Origin of the sequence: Klebsiella sp. B345 (assembly GCF_051131735.1) — a bacterium.
Taxonomy (GTDB): Bacteria; Pseudomonadota; Gammaproteobacteria; order Enterobacterales; family Enterobacteriaceae; genus Klebsiella.
Genome location: NZ_CP180443.1, coordinates 2,317,619 through 2,336,498, shown reverse-complemented (window position 1 = coordinate 2,336,498; position 18,880 = coordinate 2,317,619). Strand labels below are relative to the sequence as shown.

The window sequence follows — 18,880 nt, the reverse complement described above, 5'->3', positions numbered from 1 at the left end:
TGCAATGCACCGGATGAGTAAATCGAGGAAGTTTAATATCGATTTCTGAATAATTAAAAATCACACCAAAAATAAATAATGGTAGGTGTGCTGTACCTGAGGAATATTAAATGAGTCTGGATGCAACGATAGAACAAAGAAAAGGTATACCAACCCGGTATTTAATTCTACTTATTATATTTATTGTTACCGCCGTTAACTATGCCGACCGTGCAACATTATCTATTGCCGGCACGGAAGTGGCAAAAGAGCTGCAGCTCAGCGCCGTATCAATGGGCTATATTTTCTCCGCTTTCGGCTGGGCCTACCTGCTGATGCAGATCCCCGGCGGCTGGCTGCTGGATAAATTCGGCTCGAAGAAAGTCTACACCTACAGCCTGTTCTTCTGGTCACTGTTCACCTTCCTGCAGGGCTTTGTGGATATGTTCCCGCTGGCCTGGGCGGGTATCTCCATGTTTATCATGCGTTTTATGCTGGGCTTCTCGGAAGCGCCTTCCTTCCCGGCAAACGCCCGTATCGTAGCGGCCTGGTTCCCGACCAAAGAACGCGGCACCGCTTCGGCTATCTTTAACTCCGCGCAGTACTTTTCCCTCGCGCTGTTCTCACCGCTGCTGGGCTGGCTGACCTTTGCCTGGGGCTGGGAGCATGTCTTTACCGTGATGGGCGCTATCGGCTTCGTACTGACCGGTCTGTGGGTCAAACTGATCCATAACCCGACTGACCACCCGCGTATGAGCAAAGAAGAGCTGAAGTTCATCTCCGATAACGGCGCAGTGGTCGATATGGACCATAAAAAGCCGGGCAGCGCGGCGGCCAGCGGTCCTAAACTTCACTATATCAAGCAGCTGTTGAGCAACCGCATGATGCTGGGCGTGTTCTTCGGCCAATATTTTATCAACACCATCACCTGGTTCTTCCTCACCTGGTTCCCGATTTACCTGGTGCAGGAAAAAGGGATGTCGATTCTGAAAGTGGGTCTGGTGGCCTCAATCCCGGCGCTGTGTGGTTTTGCCGGTGGTGTACTGGGCGGCGTGTTCTCTGACGCTTTGATTAAACGCGGTTTTTCTCTCACCGTGGCGCGTAAATTGCCGATTGTTCTCGGCATGCTGCTGGCCTCAACCATTATTCTGTGTAACTACACCGACAACACGGCGCTGGTTGTGACGCTGATGGCGCTGGCGTTCTTTGGTAAAGGGTTTGGCGCACTCGGCTGGCCGGTGATTTCAGATACCGCGCCGAAAGAGATCGTCGGTCTGTGCGGCGGGGTCTTCAACGTCTTCGGCAACGTTGCCTCCATTGTGACCCCGCTGGTTATCGGGTACCTGGTGAGCGAGCTGCACTCATTCAACGCTGCGCTGGTCTTCGTCGGCTGCTCTGCTCTGATGGCGATGGTTTGCTATCTGTTTATTGTCGGCGACATCAAGCGTATGGAACTGCAGAAATAATTAACGGTTAAGTGACAAGGTATAAGCGATGAACAACGATATCTTCCCGAACAAATTTAAGGCTGCTCTGGCAGCACATCAGATTCAGATTGGCTGCTGGTCAGCGCTGACCAGCCCGATTAGCACCGAAGTTTTAGGTCTGGCCGGTTTCGACTGGTTGGTGCTGGACGGCGAACATGCGCCGAACGACATCTCAACCTTTATCCCTCAGCTGATGGCGCTGAAAGGCAGCACCAGCGCGCCAGTGGTGCGCGTACCGACCAACGAGCCGGTCAATATTAAACGCCTGCTGGATATCGGCTTTTATAACTTCCTGATCCCGTTCGTTGAGAGCAAAGAAGAGGCGGTCAATGCGGTGGCTTCCACCCGCTATCCGCCGGAAGGCATCCGCGGCGTGTCCGTGTCGCACCGCGCCAATATGTTTGGCACCGTGCCGGATTACTTCGCGCAATCGAACAAAAACATCACCATCCTGGTGCAAATCGAGAGCCAGCAAGGGGTGGATAACGTGGATGCGATTGCCGCCACCGAAGGCGTCGACGGCATTTTTGTCGGTCCAAGCGATCTGGCTGCTGCGTTAGGTCATCTGGGCAACGCGTCGCATCCGGAAGTGCAGAAAGCGATCCAGCACATCTTTGCCAGCGCGAAAAAGCACGGTAAACCCAGCGGCATTCTGGCTCCAGTAGAAGCAGATGCACGCCGTTATCTGGAGTGGGGCGCGACATTTGTGGCCGTTGGCAGCGACCTTGGCGTATTCCGCTCAGCGACGCAGAAATTAGCTGATTCCTTTAAAAAATAATCACCATCGATACGAGAGAGAAAACGTTATGACAATGAAAGTTGGTTTTATTGGCCTGGGCATCATGGGTAAACCAATGAGTAAAAACCTCCTGAAGGCGGGTTACTCGTTGGTGGTTACCGACCGTAATATGGAAGCGATTGCTGATGTGATTGCCGCTGGCGCGGAAACCGCCACCTCGGCGAAGGCGATTGCTGAGCAGTGTGACGTGATCATCACCATGCTGCCGAACTCACCGCACGTCAAAGAAGTGGCGCTGGGTGAAGGCGGTATTATCGAAGGTGCGAAGCCGGGAACGGTGCTGATCGACATGAGCTCAATCGCTCCGTTGGCAAGCCGCGAAATCAGCGACGCCCTGAAAGCCAAAGGTGTGGATATGCTGGACGCGCCGGTCAGCGGCGGTGAACCGAAGGCCATTGACGGCACCTTGTCAGTGATGGTGGGTGGTGATAAAGCGATTTTTGACAAGTACTACGACCTGCTGAAAGCCATGGCGGGCTCCGTGGTGCATACCGGCGATATTGGCGCGGGCAACGTGACCAAACTGGCCAACCAGGTGATTGTGGCGCTGAACATTGCCGCGATGTCTGAAGCACTGACTCTGGCGACGAAAGCCGGCGTTAACCCGGATCTGGTGTATCAGGCCATTCGTGGCGGTCTGGCCGGCAGTACCGTGCTGGATGCCAAAGCCCCGATGGTGATGGATCGCAACTTCAAACCGGGCTTCCGTATCGATCTGCATATCAAAGATCTGGCCAATGCGCTGGATACCTCCCATGGCGTGGGCGCACAGCTGCCGCTGACCGCCGCAGTGATGGAGATGATGCAGGCACTGCGTGCCGACGGTCTGGGTACTGCCGACCATAGTGCGCTTGCGTGCTACTACGAAAAACTGGCGAAAGTGGAAGTCACTCGCTAACAAGAAGGGCGCGGGCGCGCGCCCTGTAATTCTTGCCTTGCGCGGCACTGTCAGGCTACATAACTATGAAAATCGTAATCGCCCCAGACTCTTATAAAGAAAGCCTCTCGGCGACTGAGGTTGCACAGGCTATTGAAAAAGGTTTTCGGGAAATTTTCCCCGATGCGCAGTACGTGAAGGTTCCTCTTGCCGACGGCGGCGAGGGGACCGTTGAAGCGATGATCGCCGCGACCCAGGGAACCGAGATGAGCGCCTGTGTGACGGGGCCATTAGGGGTTCCTGTTGATGCCTGCTGGGGGCTTTCCGGCGACGGTAACACGGCGTTTATTGAAATGGCGGCGGCCAGTGGCCTGGCGCTGGTGCCACCGGCACAGCGCAATCCATTATTGACGACGTCGCGAGGTACCGGCGAGCTGATTTTGCAGGCGCTGGATCACGGGGCGAAAAATATCATTATTGGCATTGGCGGCAGCGCGACCAATGACGGTGGCGCGGGGATGGTACAGGCGCTGGGCGCGCGTCTTTGCGATGCCGCAGGTGCCGAAATTGGCCACGGCGGCGGCAGCCTGTGCTATCTCAATTCGATCGACGTTTCCGGCCTTGATGCCCGTCTGCGAGATTGCGCGATCCGCGTGGCCTGCGATGTGACTAACCCACTGATTGGCGACAGCGGTGCGTCGCGGATATTTGGGCCGCAGAAAGGGGCTACCGAAGCGATGATCCGCGAACTGGACGATAATCTGGCGCATTACGCGCAGATCATTCAGGCCGACCTGCAGGTAGATGTGAAGCAGGTGGCTGGTGCGGGGGCCGCTGGCGGGATGGGGGCGGCGTTGATGGCGTTCCTGCATGCCGAGTTACGCAGTGGGATCGAAATAGTGACCCAGGCGTTGAATCTCGAAGAGCATATCCTCGATTGCTCACTGGTGGTGACCGGTGAAGGCCGGTTGGATAGTCAGAGTATTAACGGCAAGGTTCCGGTTGGCGTGGCGAGCGTCGCGAAAAAATACCATAAGCCGGTGATTGGTATTGCTGGCAGCCTGACCAGCGATGTGGGCATCGTTCACCAGCATGGTATTGATGCAGTGTTCAGTGTGCTGACCGGTATTACGACGCTGGAAGAGGCATTTCGTGGTGCGTCGGACAATATTTACCATGCGTCGCGGAATATTGCGGCGACATTGCAGGTGGGGATGGCGACGGAGGGATGACAACCGGGTGCAAACCCTCTATACTGCGCGCCGAAGCTGACCAGACAGTCGCCGCTTCGTCGTCGTCCTCTTCGGAGGAGACAGGCGGAGGGGAGGAAAGTCCGGGCTCCATAGGGCAGGGTGCCAGGTAACGCCTGGGGGGCGCAAGCCCACGACTAGTGCAACAGAGAGCAAACCGCCGATGGCCCACGCAAGTGGGATCAGGTAAGGGTGAAAGGGTGCGGTAAGAGCGCACCGCGCGTCTGGTAACAGTTCGCGGCACGGTAAACTCCACCCGGAGCAAGGCCAAATAGGGGTTCATAAGGTACGGCCCGTACTGAACCCGGGTAGGCTGCTTGAGCCAGTGAGCGATTGCTGGCCTAGATGAATGACTGTCCACGACAGAACCCGGCTTAACGGTCAGCTTCACCATTCAAAGAAAACCCCGCCTTGGCGGGGTTTTTGCTTTCTGATGTCAGGTAAACAATGTCAGGTGGATAAAAGCAGATGAATGACTGCCCACGACGCGATACCCACAAGAAAGCGGCTTAACGATCAGCTTCACCATTCAAAGAAAACCCCGCTTCGGCGGGGTTTTTGCTTTAATAGCCTTGGAGTAACCGCTGGTATCGGTGTGTTTTTGCTTTAACGTGTACGCTCAGCCGTTAAGAAAAATGTTCCTGCAGCTTTATCTTTTATTCCCAAATATTCACCCGCACCAGCCAATGTATAAATTTAAACGTTTTTTGGGCTGTGTTTAACTGCACTCTCAGCGATACTGTCAAAATAAGTGTTGGTCTGTTCTATCCGTTGTGCGCAATGATTTCTGGAATGAATTCTGCCGTATTACAGGTTAATGGATAGTATTTTTATTCTTTGCCGCCAGGCAGGAGCGTGGATGATATGAAAAATTTTGTTTTATTTCCACAAGTGAAATTTGCCATTGAATGGTTGAAAGGTCATGGTGATACTATTTTTCAATTCGGCTGAAATATTGCTGCGGCAATAATACTGCTGTTTGTCGGCAAGATAATATCTAAGCTAATATCCAGGGCCATTGAGAAAATTCTGCTGCGACGAAATGTCGACGCCACGGTAGTGCATTTCTTTGCGGCAATTGTGCGTTATATCACTATGGCATTTGCGATCGTTGCTGCTCTGGGGCGGGTCGGGATTGAAACCTCATCGATCATCGCCGTCATTGGTGCCGCTGGCTTAGCGATTGGCCTGGCGCTGCAGGGTTCACTCTCAAACTTTGCCGCCGGCGTGCTGCTGGTGACGCTGCGTCCTTTCCGTGCCGGTAATTTTGTTGAAGTAGGCGCCGTCTCCGGGGTCGTACAAACGGTGCATGTCTTCTCGACAACCTTGTTGACGGTAGATAACAAAGAAGTGGTGATTCCCAATGGGAAAATTATTGCCGACAGTATCGTCAACTATTCACGTCACCCGTGGCGGCGTATCGATCTGCTATTAGGCGTGGCTTATCAAAGCCGTATCAGTGAAGTGAAAGCGGTTATTCAGGATATTATTGATAATGAGCGGCGAATCGATAAATCTCGCGGCACCACGGTACGACTGATTGAGCTTGGACCATCAACGCTGAATTTCACCGTGCGCGTGTGGGTGAAAAACAGTGAATACTGGGAGACCTATTTCGATTTACTGGAAAATATTAAAGACTCGTTAGATGAGCACCAGATCCTGTTGCCAGGGCCACGCATGGACGTGCGTTTGATGGGCCCGGCGGGAAGTCCCCTGATCCAGCCTCACGGCTAGACCTGGCGACACAATCGGCCCCTTCTGGGGCCGAAACTAGTGTATCAGGCGGCGTTTTCTTCATCCTGAAGCCGCGTGGCGGCTTCTGCAACGATAGCTTCCAGTTCACTGAGCATCTCGTCATAGCCAAAACTGGCGACCTTCGGTGCGTCTTGCTGCAGAGGTTGAGACGACGGTACGGCTTTTGCTGCTTTCTTCTTATGCTTACTCACTGACAGACTCCATCACTCCTGTAATTACACTGGTAAATCTATCAGTAAAGCGCGCAAAGGCGTATCGGCAACAAGGGTAATGTTAGCTTCGTCACGAATAAATGCGCCGTCGCCGCAGGTCAGTGCCTGCTTCTCTTCTTCACGGGCAACGGCATGTACCGTGCCATGAATCGATTGCAGATAGGCTCGTGGCCCGTGCAGTTGTACATTAATATGTTCGCCGGCAGCGAGATCGAGCTGATGGATCCAGACCTGCTGACGTAGCTGCAAACTATTCTGCGCGCCGTCCGGGGACGCGAGCAACTGGTATGGGGCATCGGCGATGGCCAGCTTTTGTATCAGCGGGTTTTCCCGCTGCGGGCACGCATCCAACCAGAGCTGCATCCGGGTCAGGGACCCTTCTTTACTCAGGTTATGCTCGCTGTAACTGATTCCTGGCTGAGTCGATATCAGCAGCGCTTCACCGGCCTTTGCCTGCACATGGTTGCCGTCACTGTCGCGATATTCCGCTTCCCCTTCCAGAATCAGGTTCAGAATATCGACTTTCGGGTAGGTCCGCGGCTGAAACGACGCGCCGGGGGCCAGAACTTCCTGGTTGAGCACGCGCAGGGAGGCGTATCCTAACAGTTTAGGGTCAAAGTAGTGTCCAAAGGAAAAGGTGTAGCGGGCCTGCAGCCAGCCGAAATCTGCTTGTCCACATTGTTTGGCTGTTCGGGTAGTAATCATTTTCTTGACCTCTCTTTACACTAAATCAATGGTAAAGGTATGGACGCTGTATTGTTAGCCAGATATTCTGCCTGGTATGTTCAAATTTCCTGAATGAGAGTGCTATGGCTAAAGAGAGAGCATTAACGCTGGAAGCGTTACGTGTAATGGACGCTATCGACAGACGCGGGAGCTTCGCTGCTGCGGCTGACGAGCTCGGTCGGGTGCCCTCAGCCCTTAGCTACACGATGCAAAAGCTGGAAGAGGAACTGGATGTGGTGCTGTTTGACCGCTCAGGTCATCGGACAAAATTCACTAATGTTGGCCGCATGTTGCTGGAGCGCGGTCGCGTGCTGCTGGAAGCGGCGGATAAGCTCACTACCGATGCCGAAGCTCTCTCTCGCGGCTGGGAAACGCATCTGACCATCGTGACTGAAGCGCTGGTCCCGACGCAGGATTTCTTCCCGCTGATTGAAAAGCTGGCGACCAAATCCAATACTCAGCTGTCGGTCATTACCGAAGTGCTGGCCGGTGCATGGGAGCGTCTGGAGCAGGGACGGGCGGATATTGTCGTCGCGCCGGATATGCATTTTCGCTCCTCATCGGAGATTAACTCCCGCAAGCTCTATTCGGTGATGAACGTCTACGTTGCCGCGCCGGATCACCCGATCCACCATGAGCCTGAACCGCTTTCTGAAGTCACTCGGGTTAAGTATCGTGGCGTCGCAGTGGCGGATACCGCCCGTGAACGTCCGGTCCTGACGGTGCAGTTACTCGATAAGCAGCCGCGTCTGACGGTCAGTACCATTGAAGATAAGCGGCAGGCGCTGTTGGCCGGTTTAGGCGTGGCGACGATGCCCTATCCGTTGGTTGAGCAGGACATTGCTGAAGGGCGTTTACGGGTGGTCAGCCCGGAATATACCAATGAGATCGACATTATCATGGCGTGGCGCCGCGATAGCATGGGCGAAGCGAAATCATGGTGTCTGCGGGAGATCCCGAAGCTGTTTGCCAGGAAGTAAATTGACGGTGCGCTCCTGCCGCAGAAGGAGCGCAGTCATTATAAGGATGAGGTTTTGGGTTCCGGCCCGAAACGGTTAGCTCCTGGCGTGCCGTTTTGGCAGTTGAACACCAGGATCACCAGCCAGCCAATGACCGGAATCAGCATCAACAATAGCCACCACGCTGAGCGATCGGTGTCGTGCAAACGGCGAAACTGCACCGCCCACCACGGCAGAAAGACCAGCACGCCATAAATCGTCGTCAGGATGCCTTCCCCACCCGCGCGCTGCCAGCCTAACATCTTATCGATGATGCCCAGCACAACGGTCAGAATGATGTTGACCAGAATAAACATCCAGTACTCTTTGCGCCGAGCGCGGCCACCAAATCCAATATAGTTTTTCAGTACTTTTAAATACCAGTCCATTTCTACGCCTCGATTATCGGTCAATCACTTGTTTTTTAAGCGATCGAAATAAGAATAGCCGTGAATGGAAGGCGGGTAAATATATTCACCAGATGAAATATCAGGCGCCGCTGCGGGCGCCTGAATGCTTAGCCGAAGAGACGATCCCGGCCGTGGGGTTCGCTGAGATCCTGCTGCGGGCCGACGGAGATAATTCCGGTGGGGTTGATCGTTTTATGGCTGCGATAGTAGTGGTTGCGGATATGGGCAAAATTCACCGTCTCTGCGATGCCCGGCATCTGGTAGATATCGCGCAGGAAACCATACAGATTGGGGTAATCGCTGATGCGATGTTTATCGCACTTAAAGTGGGTTACGTAGACTGGATCGAAACGCACGAGGGTGGTCCACAGACGAATATCGGCTTCCGTGAGCTGGTTGCCGGTCAGGTAGCGGTGCTCGCCAAGGATCTTTTCCAGGCGATCGAGTGATACAAATACCGCCGTTACTGCCTCATCGTACGCCTGCTGGCTGGTGGCAAATCCGGCTTTGTAGACCCCATTATTGACGTTGTCGTAGATCCAACCGTTCAGCTCATCGATAGTTTCACGCAGGGCTGGCGGGTAGTAATCGCCGGCTGTGGCCCCCAGCGCGTCGAAAGCGCCATTGAACATACGGATGATATCCGCAGATTCGTTGCTGACGATGGTGTTCTGCTTTTTATCCCACAATACCGGCACCGTCACGCGCCCGGTATAGTGCGGATCGGCGTGCAGATAGAGCTGATAGAGAAAGTCGTGTTGATACAGTGAATCGCCGGTCGCGTCGGGGAAATCGTGAGCGAAGGTCCAGCCGTTTTCCAGCATCAAGGGGTGAACCACCGAGACGGAAATAAACGGATCCAGTCCTTTGAGCTTACGCATGATCAGCGTGCGGTGCGCCCACGGACAGGCAAGGGAAACGTACAGATGATAGCGGTCTTTTTCTGCAGCAAAGCCGCCGCTGCCGGAGAGTCCTGGTGCGCCATCGGCGGTCAGCCAGTTGCGAAATGCCGACACCGAGCGCTTGAAACGTCCGCCGGTGGATGCGGTGTCATACCAGGTATCCTGCCAGACACCATCGATTAATTGTCCCATTCTCTCCTCCTTCAGACTTCAGATAGCAAAAGCGAGGAGATGTCTCCTCGCTTTGTTCGTTACTCAGTATAGTGCGTTTACCACTTTTTATTTAGCACGCGGTCGATGCTGAATGCGCCTGGACCGGTGATAGCCAGCAGCAGGAAGCCGCCTGCAATTGTCAGGTTTTTCATGAACATCAGCGAGTTCACGCCTTCAGCAAAGTTGCTGTGGAACAGGAACGCGGTCAGCAGAGTAAAGCCTGCGGTGAACAGCGCGGTGGTACGGGTCAGGAAACCGAACAGGATTGCCAGACCGCCGCCGAACTCCAGAAGAATGGTTAACGGCAGCAGTGCGCCCGGTACGCCCATGGCTTCCATATACTGCTGCGTGCCCGCATAACCGGTAATTTTTCCCCACCCTGCGGTGATGAACAGGATTGGCATCAGAATACGCGCTACCAGTACACCAACATCTTCTAATTTTTTCATTTCTTACTCCAGTAAACCCAAAGGGCGGCGATTTTGTTTTTTAGTGCAATCCTGCATAGTTACGCGGGCTTGCTGTCGATGGAGTGAATATTAGCGAGGCTCTGGAGTAATTGTTAGCAAGGAAAACTGTAGATCTTTTTCAAAGAATCTGAGCAAGTGCAAGGGAGGAGAAATGAACGTATCTGTACGCAGCGGCGGCCCGCTGGCACAGAGAAAGAACGTCAGGAATCTTGAGGTGTATCAGAAAGGGGATCAGTGAGCGGATGGCTGGCGTAGCAGGCGTTTGACCATACGCCAGGTGCTCCAGAGGCCGACACCGCGTTTAGTCCAGCGCAGTAAAAACCGCGGATGGCGCACTGACCATACCGCCATGATCCCACTGCCGACCATCGCCCATGAGCGAAGATGCTGGAACGTCTGCCAGCCGCGATCGAGCGGTGCGGTGGCCTCAAGCCAGTCACGACGGCTGGCGATTAAATCCAGCCGTTGTTGTTGGATCTGGCGTAGCAGCAGCGCTTTTTGCCGTTCACGTTCCTGCTTATTGCTCATGTGCGATCGTCCTCCAGCAGAGCCCGGTCTTCCGCCAGCTCTTTGCGCGTCATGCGCAGGAGCGTTGAACGACGAGCTTTGCGTAGCGTCCAGATCCCGCCTATTAACGAGCTGAGCAGCAGTACGGCGGTGGTGGCAATCATGACGTTCAGTCGGTATTGCGGATCGATGGCCCAGATAATCAGTACCAGCAGGCTCATCAGGCCAAATGCAGCAAACAGTAGCGTCAGTCCCAGCATCAGAAACAGCTGGAAGAGATTGGCTTTCTCTTCTTCCAGCTCCACGACCACCAGGCGCAGGCGCGTTTCCAGCATTTCGACCAGCAGGCTAATTATCCGCTGACCAATACCGAAAACGCTCTTACCCGGGCCTTGCGTGTGTTGAGTATCCGCCATATTAACGACGCGTCAGCAGGACACCCAGCACCAGCCCGACGGCTGCGCCAATCCCGACACCGGTCCACGGATTTTCGCGGACATAGTCGTCGGCACGAGCAGCGGTTTCACGAGTTTGTCTGACAATGGCATCACTGGTTTCACCCAGGCGAACGCGGCTCTCTTTCAGCGCGCTTTCGGCTTTACTGCGCAGTTTGCCCACTTCTTCTTTTGACTTATCCGCTGAGGAGTTCAGCACTTCTTCCAGGGTATCCGCCAGCGTTTTCAGTTCGGCACGCAGATCGTCTGCAACGTTGTCTTTAGGCATCTTTCTCTCCTGTAGAGTGGTTCCATATACGTAAGAAATTACGGATTAATAATCACGCGACTCCAGCGTTTTCAGCTCTTGTTGCGCTTCATCAAGCTTGCTCTGACGCTTGCTGATTTTATCCTTATCACCTTTCTGCCGGGCTTCCTGCAGGTCGCGCTGGCGTTCGGCCACTTCTTCCCGCTGTTTGGCGATTTTTTGCTGATGATCGGCCTTGAGCTGGCCGTCATTGCAGTGGGCTTTGACTTCACGCAGCGCCTTGTTCAGACCGTCAATGCGGCTCTGATTGTGGTGTTTTTCAGCGTAGGTGATCTCACGCTGGATATCCTGTTCTTTTTCCTGACACGGGGAGTTGGCAAAGGCGCTGGCGCTAAGCGAGCCCATCACCAGCAGCAGAACGACGTGGTATTTCATGAATGCTACCTTCCATTGTGTAAGGGCATATCCGGGAGATATGCCCGATCCAGTCGATAAACGTCAGCCCGGCGGCTCCCGCAATCTTAAGCATAGTAAGTAAAACGAGATTTCACCAAACTGCGTGAAAATATTCAGAATTTTGGTAATTATCCGAATCGATGAGGGACGTCACGCAGGCGAGAGAGCCATGCTGTTGGCGTATTTTCATCCTCAAGCAAAGCAATAATATAACCGTGCGGCAGGGCGCGGCCCAGAACTTCTTTTGCCGCGATGCTCTGCTCGCTGGAGTCAAACTTAATCAACAGACCGTCTTTTTGCGGGGTAATGCTTTTAAAGCGAATACCGTTGGCGTCGAGATGATGCCAGACGGAAAAACCGTCCGGCATGCCAATACCCTGGGTGACAGGGTGGATCGCCAGGGTGGACTCCTGCTGCTGGACGGCAAGCCAGAGCCAGAACAGGGCGCACAGAAGCACGGAGCCGCCCAGCATCCAGCCAATCTGGCGCAGAGAGAGGCTTTTTTTGACCATCTTCATCCCCGACTACTGTGTTTTTTCTTCCACAGGACAACTAACGAACCGACCAGGCCAAATACCAGCAGCACCACCGGCAGCAGCATCAGGCAGGACATCAGCTGATCCTCATACTTCAGGAAGACCGGCGTTTTACCCAGCAGATAGCCCAGCGTGGTGAGAATCAGTACCCACAGCAGGCCACTCATCCAGTTAAAGAACTGAAAACGGGCATTATTCAGACCGGACAGCCCGGCGATGGTGGGCAGCAATGTACGTACGAACGCAATAAAGCGGCCAATCAACAGCGCAGAGAGCCCGTGTTTATGGAACAGGTGATGCGCACGCTGGTGGTAGTGCGACGGCAAATGTGACAGCCAGTTTTGTACTATCCGCGTGTTGCCGAGCCAGCGGCCCTGGATATAGCTGAGCCAACAGCCCAGGCTGGCGGCGGTGGTCAGGAGCAGTAATGTTTCCGGAAAACCCATTGCCCCTTTGGCAATCAGCACACCGACCAGCACCAGCAGGCTGTCGCCGGGTAAGAAGGCGGCGGGTAGCAGGCCGTTCTCAAGGAACAAAATCATAAATAAGACAAAATACAGCATGCCAATCATGGAGGGATTGGCGAGGGTTTCGTAATCCTGGCTCCACAGAGCATTCAATAATTGGGTTAATAGTTCCATTCACGATTCCTGGTACATCGGTTAACGATATGTCTGAACGCGATAGCGACATAGATTCTTATTAGATTATGGCCGCTGCTCATGCGTTCTGAACGGTTCCTTGTTCAAAATTGAAGCCAGCAAAAGCTAACTCTCAGAGCGACAAAATGCATCTAATTGTAACAAAGGCACCGACTTTTCGTCAGAAAAATTGCAGTTTGTTGCGTATTGATTTTGCTGATTGCAATGGCGGGTGGCGAGTGTCTTTACACAGGCTGACACTATAGATGTTTGCTTACCCAAAAGAGGGAACAGGCAGGCGCAGATGGCCTGCCTGACAGGCGGATAATTGCTTATTTTACGCCGTTGGTCGCGGTATCGAGGTGAACGACAGGATTATCGGCAAACAGGTAACGATCGGCGTTGAATTCAAAATCATCGCTGGTTTCGTTGAACAGCATCTGCTTGGTGTTTTCCAGATGCTGCCACATCGCCAGTTTTGCCGCGTGCGGATCTTTGCGAATCAAGGCCTTGAGGATTTCGTCATGATCGTCACACCAGTTATCCACGGTGCGCAGGTCGATATGGTCATGCAGCTTTTTCCAGTACGGGTTATGTACGCGCTGGGTCCACATTTTTTCGACGATAGCAGCGAGAGCGGTATTCTGCGTCGCCAGCGCAACCTGAACATGAAACAGCAGGTCCCACTCAGAATCACGGTAAGACTTCTCTTTGCGCGATTTTTCCTGGATCTCCATCAGTTTCATAATGTCCTGCTTGGTCACCTGGGTGGCGGCGAACTCAGCGATATTACTTTCAATCAACTGACGCGCCTGCAGCAGCTCAAACGGACCATAGCTGGCGAACTCGAGGTTCTCATCAATGGCCTGCTGGTATTTCGGGTGGTTGGAGATAACGTGGATGCCTGAGCCTTTACGGACTTCAACATAGCCTTCCACTTCCAGCATGATAATGGCTTCGCGAACCACGGTGCGGCTGACGCTTTTCTCGTCGGCGATAAACCGTTCTGCGGGCAGCTTATCGCCCACAAGGTAGACGCCTTGCTCAATACGCGCCTTGAGCTCAGCGGCAAGCTGCTGATACAAACGACGCGGTTCTGTGATTTCCATATTCACTCCCGGAAGATGGCGATAATATTGGATTTGTTATACCACTTTTACGCTCGTCCCACCACTGTAAGACATGAAAAAGCCGCCTGTAATAAGGCGGCCTGGTAAACAACTCAATCAGTATGACAACTAGCTCTGCGTCGCCGGTTTACTCGTTTTGAGTGATGGCGAGTCGTCATCGGCGGGTTTGTTCTTCAGCACGGTCCAGATGACCACGGCGCCCAGCAGGTCGAAGACCGCCAGCACGGCAAACAGCGGGCTGAAACCAATGGTATCGGCCAGTGCACCCACTACCAGTGCAAACATGGTACTTGCCATCCATGCCGCCATACCGGTCAGACCGTTAGCGGTTGCCACTTCGTTACGACCAAACACGTCGGAAGAGAGCGTAATCAGTGCACCGGACAGAGCCTGGTGAGCGAAGCCCCCGATGCACAGCAGGGCGATAGCCACGAACGGGCTGGTGAACAGGCCGATCATCCCAGGGCCAATCATCAGCAGGGCACCCATGGTGACCACCATTTTACGGGAGACAATCAGGTTCACACCAAACCAGCGCTGGAACAGCGGCGGCAGGTAACCCCCGATGATGCAGCCCAGGTCAGCAAACAGCATCGGCATCCAGGCAAACATCGCGATTTCTTTCAGGTTAAAGCCGTAGACTTTAAACATGAACAGCGGGATCCAGGCGTTAAAGGTACCCCAGGCTGGTTCAGCCAGGAAACGCGGCAGGGCGATGCCCCAGAACTGGCGGTTGCGCAGAATCTGCCACGGAGACATTTTCTTGCCGTTATTGGTCTGATGCTGAGATTCCTGGCCACCAATAATGTAGTCACGTTCTTCGGTGGTTAATTTTTTCTGGTCGCGCGGGTGTTTGTAGAATACCAGCCATGCCATCGCCCAGATAAAGCTCAAGACACCGGAAATAATAAACGCCATCTGCCAGCTGTGCATCACGATAGCCCAGACCACCAGCGGCGGAGCAATCATTGCGCCGATAGAAGAGCCGACGTTGAAGTAGCCTACGGCAATAGAGCGTTCTTTTGCCGGGAACCACTCAGAGCTGGCCTTCAGGCCTGCCGGGATCATCGCGGCTTCAGCCGCACCGACGGCGCCGCGTGCCAACGCTAATCCACCCCAGCTGCCCGCCAGCGCCGTGGAGCCACAGAAAATAGCCCAGGCAATGGCGAAGAAGGCGTAACCGATTTTCGTCCCCAGGACATCAAGAACGTAGCCCGCAACGGGCTGCATGACGGTATAAGCAGCTGAGTAAGCTGCGATGATATAGGAATACTGTTGGGTGGAGATGTGTAACTCTTCCATCAGAGTCGGCGCAGCCGCAGCCACAGTGTTACGCGTCAGGTAGCCCAGCACGGTGCCCATGGTCACCAGTGCAATCATATACCAACGTAACCCTTTAATTTTACGCATGTAAAACCTCATCGTTTGTTTTATCTCCGCAGCGAGTGCGGCCATCTTCAAACCCTGTCACCGGGGTTGAGAAGGAGAAACGGAGGGCTCAGGGGGATTAACCCATATGGCCCGAACCTTGCCATCAGTTGTTTTGCTTAATTCGGTATCCATACCGGTCAATGCGATGTGAAAAATCATCGCGAAATCATTCCAACGGTTTATATGTTGCGACGGCAGAACGATAACTTGTCATACAACTTTAAAAGTTGAGTGCTGTCACAAAAGTGGGAAAGTTTATGGGGGTATTATTCCCTGCGACAGAAGCCAGTACTGGCGCGGCTTGCAGCGGTGTTTACTCCGGAGTGAGTACTTTTTTTGTCAGCGTTTATTGATCTAACTCACGAAAAAGATTTCGGCCTGTAGAAATTGGTGTGATAACTTTGTCAGCATATAGTCAATCATCTGAACGGCTCCTCAAGGGGAGCGAAGAGGAAATGAAAATGACAGCGTTTATGACCGAAGATTTTCTGCTTGATACCGAGTTTGCTCGTCGTCTGTACCATGATTACGCCAAAGATCAGCCGATTTTCGACTATCATTGCCACCTTCCGCCGCAGCAGATTGCCGACGATTACCGTTTTAAAAACCTGTATGACATCTGGCTGAAAGGCGACCACTACAAGTGGCGCGCGATGCGCACCAACGGCGTGGCTGAGCGCCTGTGTACCGGCGATGCCTCGGACCGCGAGAAGTTTGACGCCTGGGCCGCCACCGTACCGCATACCATCGGCAACCCGCTGTATCACTGGACGCACCTGGAACTGCGCCGTCCGTTTGGTATTACCGGTCAGCTGTTATCGCCGCAAACTGCGGGTGCTATCTGGGATCAGTGCAACGACCTGCTGGCTCAGGACCGCTTCTCTGCCCGCGGGATCATGACCCAGATGAACGTCAAAATGGTCGGTACCACCGACGATCCGATCGATTCACTGGAACATCATGCGGCGGTGGCCAAAGTGACCACCTTCAAAACCAAAGTGCTGCCAAGCTGGCGCCCGGATAAAGCCTTCAACATCGAACAGGCGACGTTCAACGACTACATGGCGAAGCTGGGTGAAGTGTCTGATACCGACATTCGCCGCTTTGCCGATCTGCAGTCCGCGCTGACGAAACGTCTGGATCACTTCGCCGCTCACGGCTGTAAAGTGTCTGACCACGCGCTCGACGTGGTGCTGTTTGCTGAAGCCAGCGAAGCGGAGCTGGACAGCATTCTGGCCCGTCGCCTCTCCGGCGCGGCGCTGAACGAACAGGAAGTGGCGCAGTTTAAAACGGCGGTGCTGGTCTTCCTCGGAGCTGAATATGCCCGTCGCGGCTGGGTGCAGCAGTACCATATCGGCGCACTGCGCAACAATAACCTGCGTCAGTTCAAACTGCTGGGGCCAGATGTGGGCTTTGACTCCATCAACGACCGCCCGATGGCGGAAGAGCTGTCGAAGCTGCTGAGCAAGCAGAATGAAGAGAACCTGCTGCCGAAAACCATTCTTTACTGTCTGAACCCGCGCGATAACGAAGTGCTGGGCACCATGATCGGCAACTTCCAGGGCGAAGGGATGCCGGGCAAGATGCAGTTCGGCTCCGGCTGGTGGTTCAACGATCAGAAAGACGGGATGGAACGTCAGATGACCCAACTGGCACAGCTCGGCCTGCTGAGCCGTTTCGTCGGGATGTTAACCGACAGCCGCAGCTTCCTGTCCTACACCCGTCATGAATATTTCCGTCGCATTCTGTGCCAGATGATTGGCCGCTGGGTTGAAGCCGGCGAAGCGCCAGCGGATATCCAGCTGTTGGGTGAGATGGTGAAAAATATCTGCTTTAACAATGCGCGTGATTACTTCGCTATTGAACTGAACTAAGACCAGAGGCCGGTTGATATGCAATACATTAAAATCCATTCGCAGGATAACGTTGCTGTCGCGTTAGCTGACATGGCTGTGGGGACTCAGGTCACCATCGACGGTGATACGGTCACCCTCAGCCAGGACGTTGTACGCGGTCATAAGTTTGCATTACGCGCGATTGCGAAGGGAGAAAACGTCATTAAGTATGGTCTGCCTATTGGTCATGCGCTGGCGGATATCGCGCCAGGGGAGCATATTCATGCCCATAACACGCGGACCAACCTGAGCGACCTTGACGAGTATAGCTATCAGCCGGAACTGATCGAGCCCTCGGCACAGCCGGAAGACCGCGATGTCCAGCTTTACCGTCGTGCTAATGGTGATGTCGGGGTGCGCAATGAATTGTGGATCCTGCCGACCGTGGGCTGCGTGAACGGTATCGCTCGTCAGATTCAGAACCGCTTCCTGAAAGAGACTCAGGATGCGGAAGGCATCGATGGCGTGTTCCTCTTCAGCCATACCTACGGCTGCTCGCAGCTGGGGGATGACCACGTGAACACCCGCACCATGCTGCAAAACATGGTGCGTCACCCGAACGCTGGGGCGGTGCTGGTGATTGGTCTTGGTTGTGAGAACAACCAGGTGGATGCCTTCCGTGAAACCCTGGGTGATTTCGACCCTGAGCGCGTCCACTTTATGGTCTGCCAGAAGCAGGACGACGAAGTGGAGGCCGGACTTGAGCATCTGCATCAGCTGTATGAAGTGATGCGCCATGATAAGCGTGAGCCAGGTAAACTGAGCGAGCTGAAGTTTGGCCTGGAGTGCGGCGGATCCGACGGTCTGTCCGGGATCACCGCGAATCCGATGTTGGGCCGTTTCTCAGATTACCTGATCGCCAACGGCGGAACCACCGTGCTGACCGAAGTGCCGGAAATGTTTGGTGCCGAACAGCTCCTGATGAGCCACTGTCGTGACGAAGAGACCTTCGGCAAGCTGGTCACTATGGTCAACGACTTTAAACAGTACTTCATCGCGCATAACCAGCCGATCTACGAGAACCCATCGCCAGGCAACAAAGCGGGGGGCATCACCACGCTGGAAGATAAATCATTAGGCTGCACCCAGAAAGCGGGGTCTAGCCAGGTGGTGGACGTTCTGCGCTACGGTGAACGTCTGAAGGTGCATGGTCTCAATCTGTTGAGCGCGCCGGGTAATGATGCGGTCGCCACCAGCGCGCTGGCCGGTGCAGGTTGTCATATGGTGCTGTTCAGCACAGGTCGCGGTACCCCGTACGGCGGTTTTGTACCGACGGTAAAAATTGCCACCAACAGCGAACTGGCGGCGAAGAAGAAACACTGGATCGACTTCGATGCCGGGCAGTTGATTCATGGCAAAGCCATGCCGCAGTTGCTGGAAGAGTTTGTCGATACGTTGGTTGAGTTCGTCAATGGCAAACCAACCTGCAATGAGCGCAATGATTTCCGCGAGCTGGCGATCTTCAAGAGCGGCGTCACCTTGTAGGTACGAGAAGGATCCC

20 protein-coding genes, 1 other RNA gene and 1 pseudogene are annotated in these 18,880 nt (G+C 54.1%); 9 read left to right on the top strand and 13 right to left on the bottom strand.

Annotation, left to right across the window (positions count from 1 at the left end):
• The first annotated feature begins 110 nt into the window (after positions 1 to 110).
• From garP to mscS, 6 genes and pseudogenes are all read left to right on the top strand, one after another.
• Positions 111 to 1,445, top strand: a complete 1,335-nt coding sequence (gene garP, locus ACMYSO_RS10935) for a galactarate/glucarate/glycerate transporter GarP (RefSeq protein WP_123756365.1) — start codon at positions 111 to 113, stop codon at positions 1,443 to 1,445.
• A 28-nt stretch (positions 1,446 to 1,473) separates the two neighbouring features.
• Positions 1,474 to 2,244 carry a 2-dehydro-3-deoxyglucarate aldolase gene (gene garL, locus ACMYSO_RS10930; RefSeq protein WP_434582956.1) on the top strand — a complete coding sequence of 257 codons (771 nt, stop codon included), beginning with the start codon at positions 1,474 to 1,476 and terminating at the stop codon, positions 2,242 to 2,244.
• A gap of 28 nt (positions 2,245 to 2,272) precedes the next feature.
• Complete coding sequence (gene garR / locus ACMYSO_RS10925; protein ID WP_123756367.1) at positions 2,273 to 3,163, top strand: 2-hydroxy-3-oxopropionate reductase; 891 nt, start codon at positions 2,273 to 2,275, stop codon at positions 3,161 to 3,163.
• Between the two features lie 65 nt (positions 3,164 to 3,228).
• The gene (garK, locus tag ACMYSO_RS10920; RefSeq protein ID WP_434670509.1) at positions 3,229 to 4,374 is read left to right on the top strand and encodes a glycerate 2-kinase; all 1,146 of its coding nucleotides are present in this window, start codon (positions 3,229 to 3,231) and stop codon (positions 4,372 to 4,374) included.
• 32 nt (positions 4,375 to 4,406) lie between these two features.
• Positions 4,407 to 4,785: RNase P RNA component class A (rnpB, locus tag ACMYSO_RS10915), an RNA gene on the top strand.
• A 471-nt stretch (positions 4,786 to 5,256) separates the two neighbouring features.
• Positions 5,257 to 6,129: pseudogene (mscS, locus tag ACMYSO_RS10910) on the top strand (small-conductance mechanosensitive channel MscS).
• Between the two features lie 44 nt (positions 6,130 to 6,173).
• Here mscS and ACMYSO_RS10905 read toward each other — a convergent pair.
• Both ACMYSO_RS10905 and ACMYSO_RS10900 read right to left on the bottom strand, forming a co-directional pair.
• Entirely contained in the window at positions 6,174 to 6,347 is a 174-nt protein-coding gene (locus tag ACMYSO_RS10905) for a hypothetical protein (protein ID WP_434587109.1), read from the bottom strand.
• A gap of 18 nt (positions 6,348 to 6,365) precedes the next feature.
• Positions 6,366 to 7,067 (bottom strand): pirin family protein, encoded by a 702-nt coding sequence (locus ACMYSO_RS10900; protein WP_123756370.1) that lies wholly within the window; start codon positions 7,065 to 7,067, stop codon positions 6,366 to 6,368.
• Positions 7,068 to 7,171: 104 nt separating this feature from the next.
• Between ACMYSO_RS10900 and ACMYSO_RS10895 the strand changes: the two genes are divergently transcribed.
• Positions 7,172 to 8,068: a LysR family transcriptional regulator gene (locus ACMYSO_RS10895; protein WP_434670508.1), complete on the top strand. Its 897-nt coding sequence runs from the start codon at positions 7,172 to 7,174 to the stop codon at positions 8,066 to 8,068.
• Positions 8,069 to 8,106: 38 nt separating this feature from the next.
• On the opposite strand, the gene ACMYSO_RS10890 is transcribed toward ACMYSO_RS10895, so the two are convergent.
• From ACMYSO_RS10890 to ACMYSO_RS10840, 11 genes are all read right to left on the bottom strand, one after another.
• Positions 8,107 to 8,475, bottom strand: a complete 369-nt coding sequence (locus ACMYSO_RS10890) for a DUF805 domain-containing protein (RefSeq protein ID WP_123756372.1) — start codon at positions 8,473 to 8,475, stop codon at positions 8,107 to 8,109.
• 128 nt (positions 8,476 to 8,603) lie between these two features.
• Positions 8,604 to 9,590, bottom strand: a complete 987-nt coding sequence (locus ACMYSO_RS10885; RefSeq protein ID WP_434670507.1) for a glutathione S-transferase family protein — start codon at positions 9,588 to 9,590, stop codon at positions 8,604 to 8,606.
• Positions 9,591 to 9,667: 77 nt separating this feature from the next.
• Positions 9,668 to 10,060, bottom strand: coding sequence for a DoxX family protein (locus ACMYSO_RS10880; protein WP_004867955.1), 393 nt, complete (start codon positions 10,058 to 10,060; stop codon positions 9,668 to 9,670).
• A 252-nt stretch (positions 10,061 to 10,312) separates the two neighbouring features.
• Positions 10,313 to 10,609, bottom strand: a complete 297-nt coding sequence (locus ACMYSO_RS10875; RefSeq protein ID WP_434582966.1) for a YqjK-like family protein — start codon at positions 10,607 to 10,609, stop codon at positions 10,313 to 10,315.
• A complete protein-coding gene (locus ACMYSO_RS10870) occupies positions 10,606 to 11,004 on the bottom strand; it encodes a phage holin family protein (protein WP_434670506.1) in 399 nt (132 codons plus the stop codon). Before ACMYSO_RS10870 ends, ACMYSO_RS10875 begins: the two co-directional genes overlap by 4 nt.
• Before the next feature lies 1 nt (position 11,005).
• Positions 11,006 to 11,311: a DUF883 family protein gene (locus tag ACMYSO_RS10865; protein ID WP_123756376.1), complete on the bottom strand. Its 306-nt coding sequence runs from the start codon at positions 11,309 to 11,311 to the stop codon at positions 11,006 to 11,008.
• Between the two features lie 45 nt (positions 11,312 to 11,356).
• Positions 11,357 to 11,725: a DUF1090 domain-containing protein gene (locus tag ACMYSO_RS10860; protein WP_434670505.1), complete on the bottom strand. Its 369-nt coding sequence runs from the start codon at positions 11,723 to 11,725 to the stop codon at positions 11,357 to 11,359.
• Positions 11,726 to 11,874: 149 nt separating this feature from the next.
• Positions 11,875 to 12,258: an EnvZ/OmpR regulon moderator MzrA gene (mzrA, locus tag ACMYSO_RS10855; protein ID WP_434670788.1), complete on the bottom strand. Its 384-nt coding sequence runs from the start codon at positions 12,256 to 12,258 to the stop codon at positions 11,875 to 11,877.
• Between the two features lie 2 nt (positions 12,259 to 12,260).
• Entirely contained in the window at positions 12,261 to 12,923 is a 663-nt protein-coding gene (gene yqjA / locus ACMYSO_RS10850) for a DedA family general envelope maintenance protein YqjA (RefSeq protein ID WP_123756378.1), read from the bottom strand.
• A 332-nt stretch (positions 12,924 to 13,255) separates the two neighbouring features.
• The gene (gene exuR / locus ACMYSO_RS10845) at positions 13,256 to 14,032 is read right to left on the bottom strand and encodes a transcriptional regulator ExuR (protein ID WP_434670503.1); all 777 of its coding nucleotides are present in this window, start codon (positions 14,030 to 14,032) and stop codon (positions 13,256 to 13,258) included.
• Positions 14,033 to 14,161: 129 nt separating this feature from the next.
• Positions 14,162 to 15,463, bottom strand: coding sequence for an MFS transporter (locus ACMYSO_RS10840; protein WP_434670502.1), 1,302 nt, complete (start codon positions 15,461 to 15,463; stop codon positions 14,162 to 14,164).
• A gap of 482 nt (positions 15,464 to 15,945) precedes the next feature.
• On the opposite strand from ACMYSO_RS10840, the gene uxaC reads away from it, so the two are divergent.
• The gene (gene uxaC, locus ACMYSO_RS10835) at positions 15,946 to 17,358 is read left to right on the top strand and encodes a glucuronate isomerase (RefSeq protein ID WP_123756381.1); all 1,413 of its coding nucleotides are present in this window, start codon (positions 15,946 to 15,948) and stop codon (positions 17,356 to 17,358) included.
• An 18-nt stretch (positions 17,359 to 17,376) separates the two neighbouring features.
• A complete protein-coding gene (locus ACMYSO_RS10830) occupies positions 17,377 to 18,864 on the top strand; it encodes a UxaA family hydrolase (protein ID WP_434670500.1) in 1,488 nt (495 codons plus the stop codon).
• Positions 18,865 to 18,880: the final 16 nt, after the last annotated feature.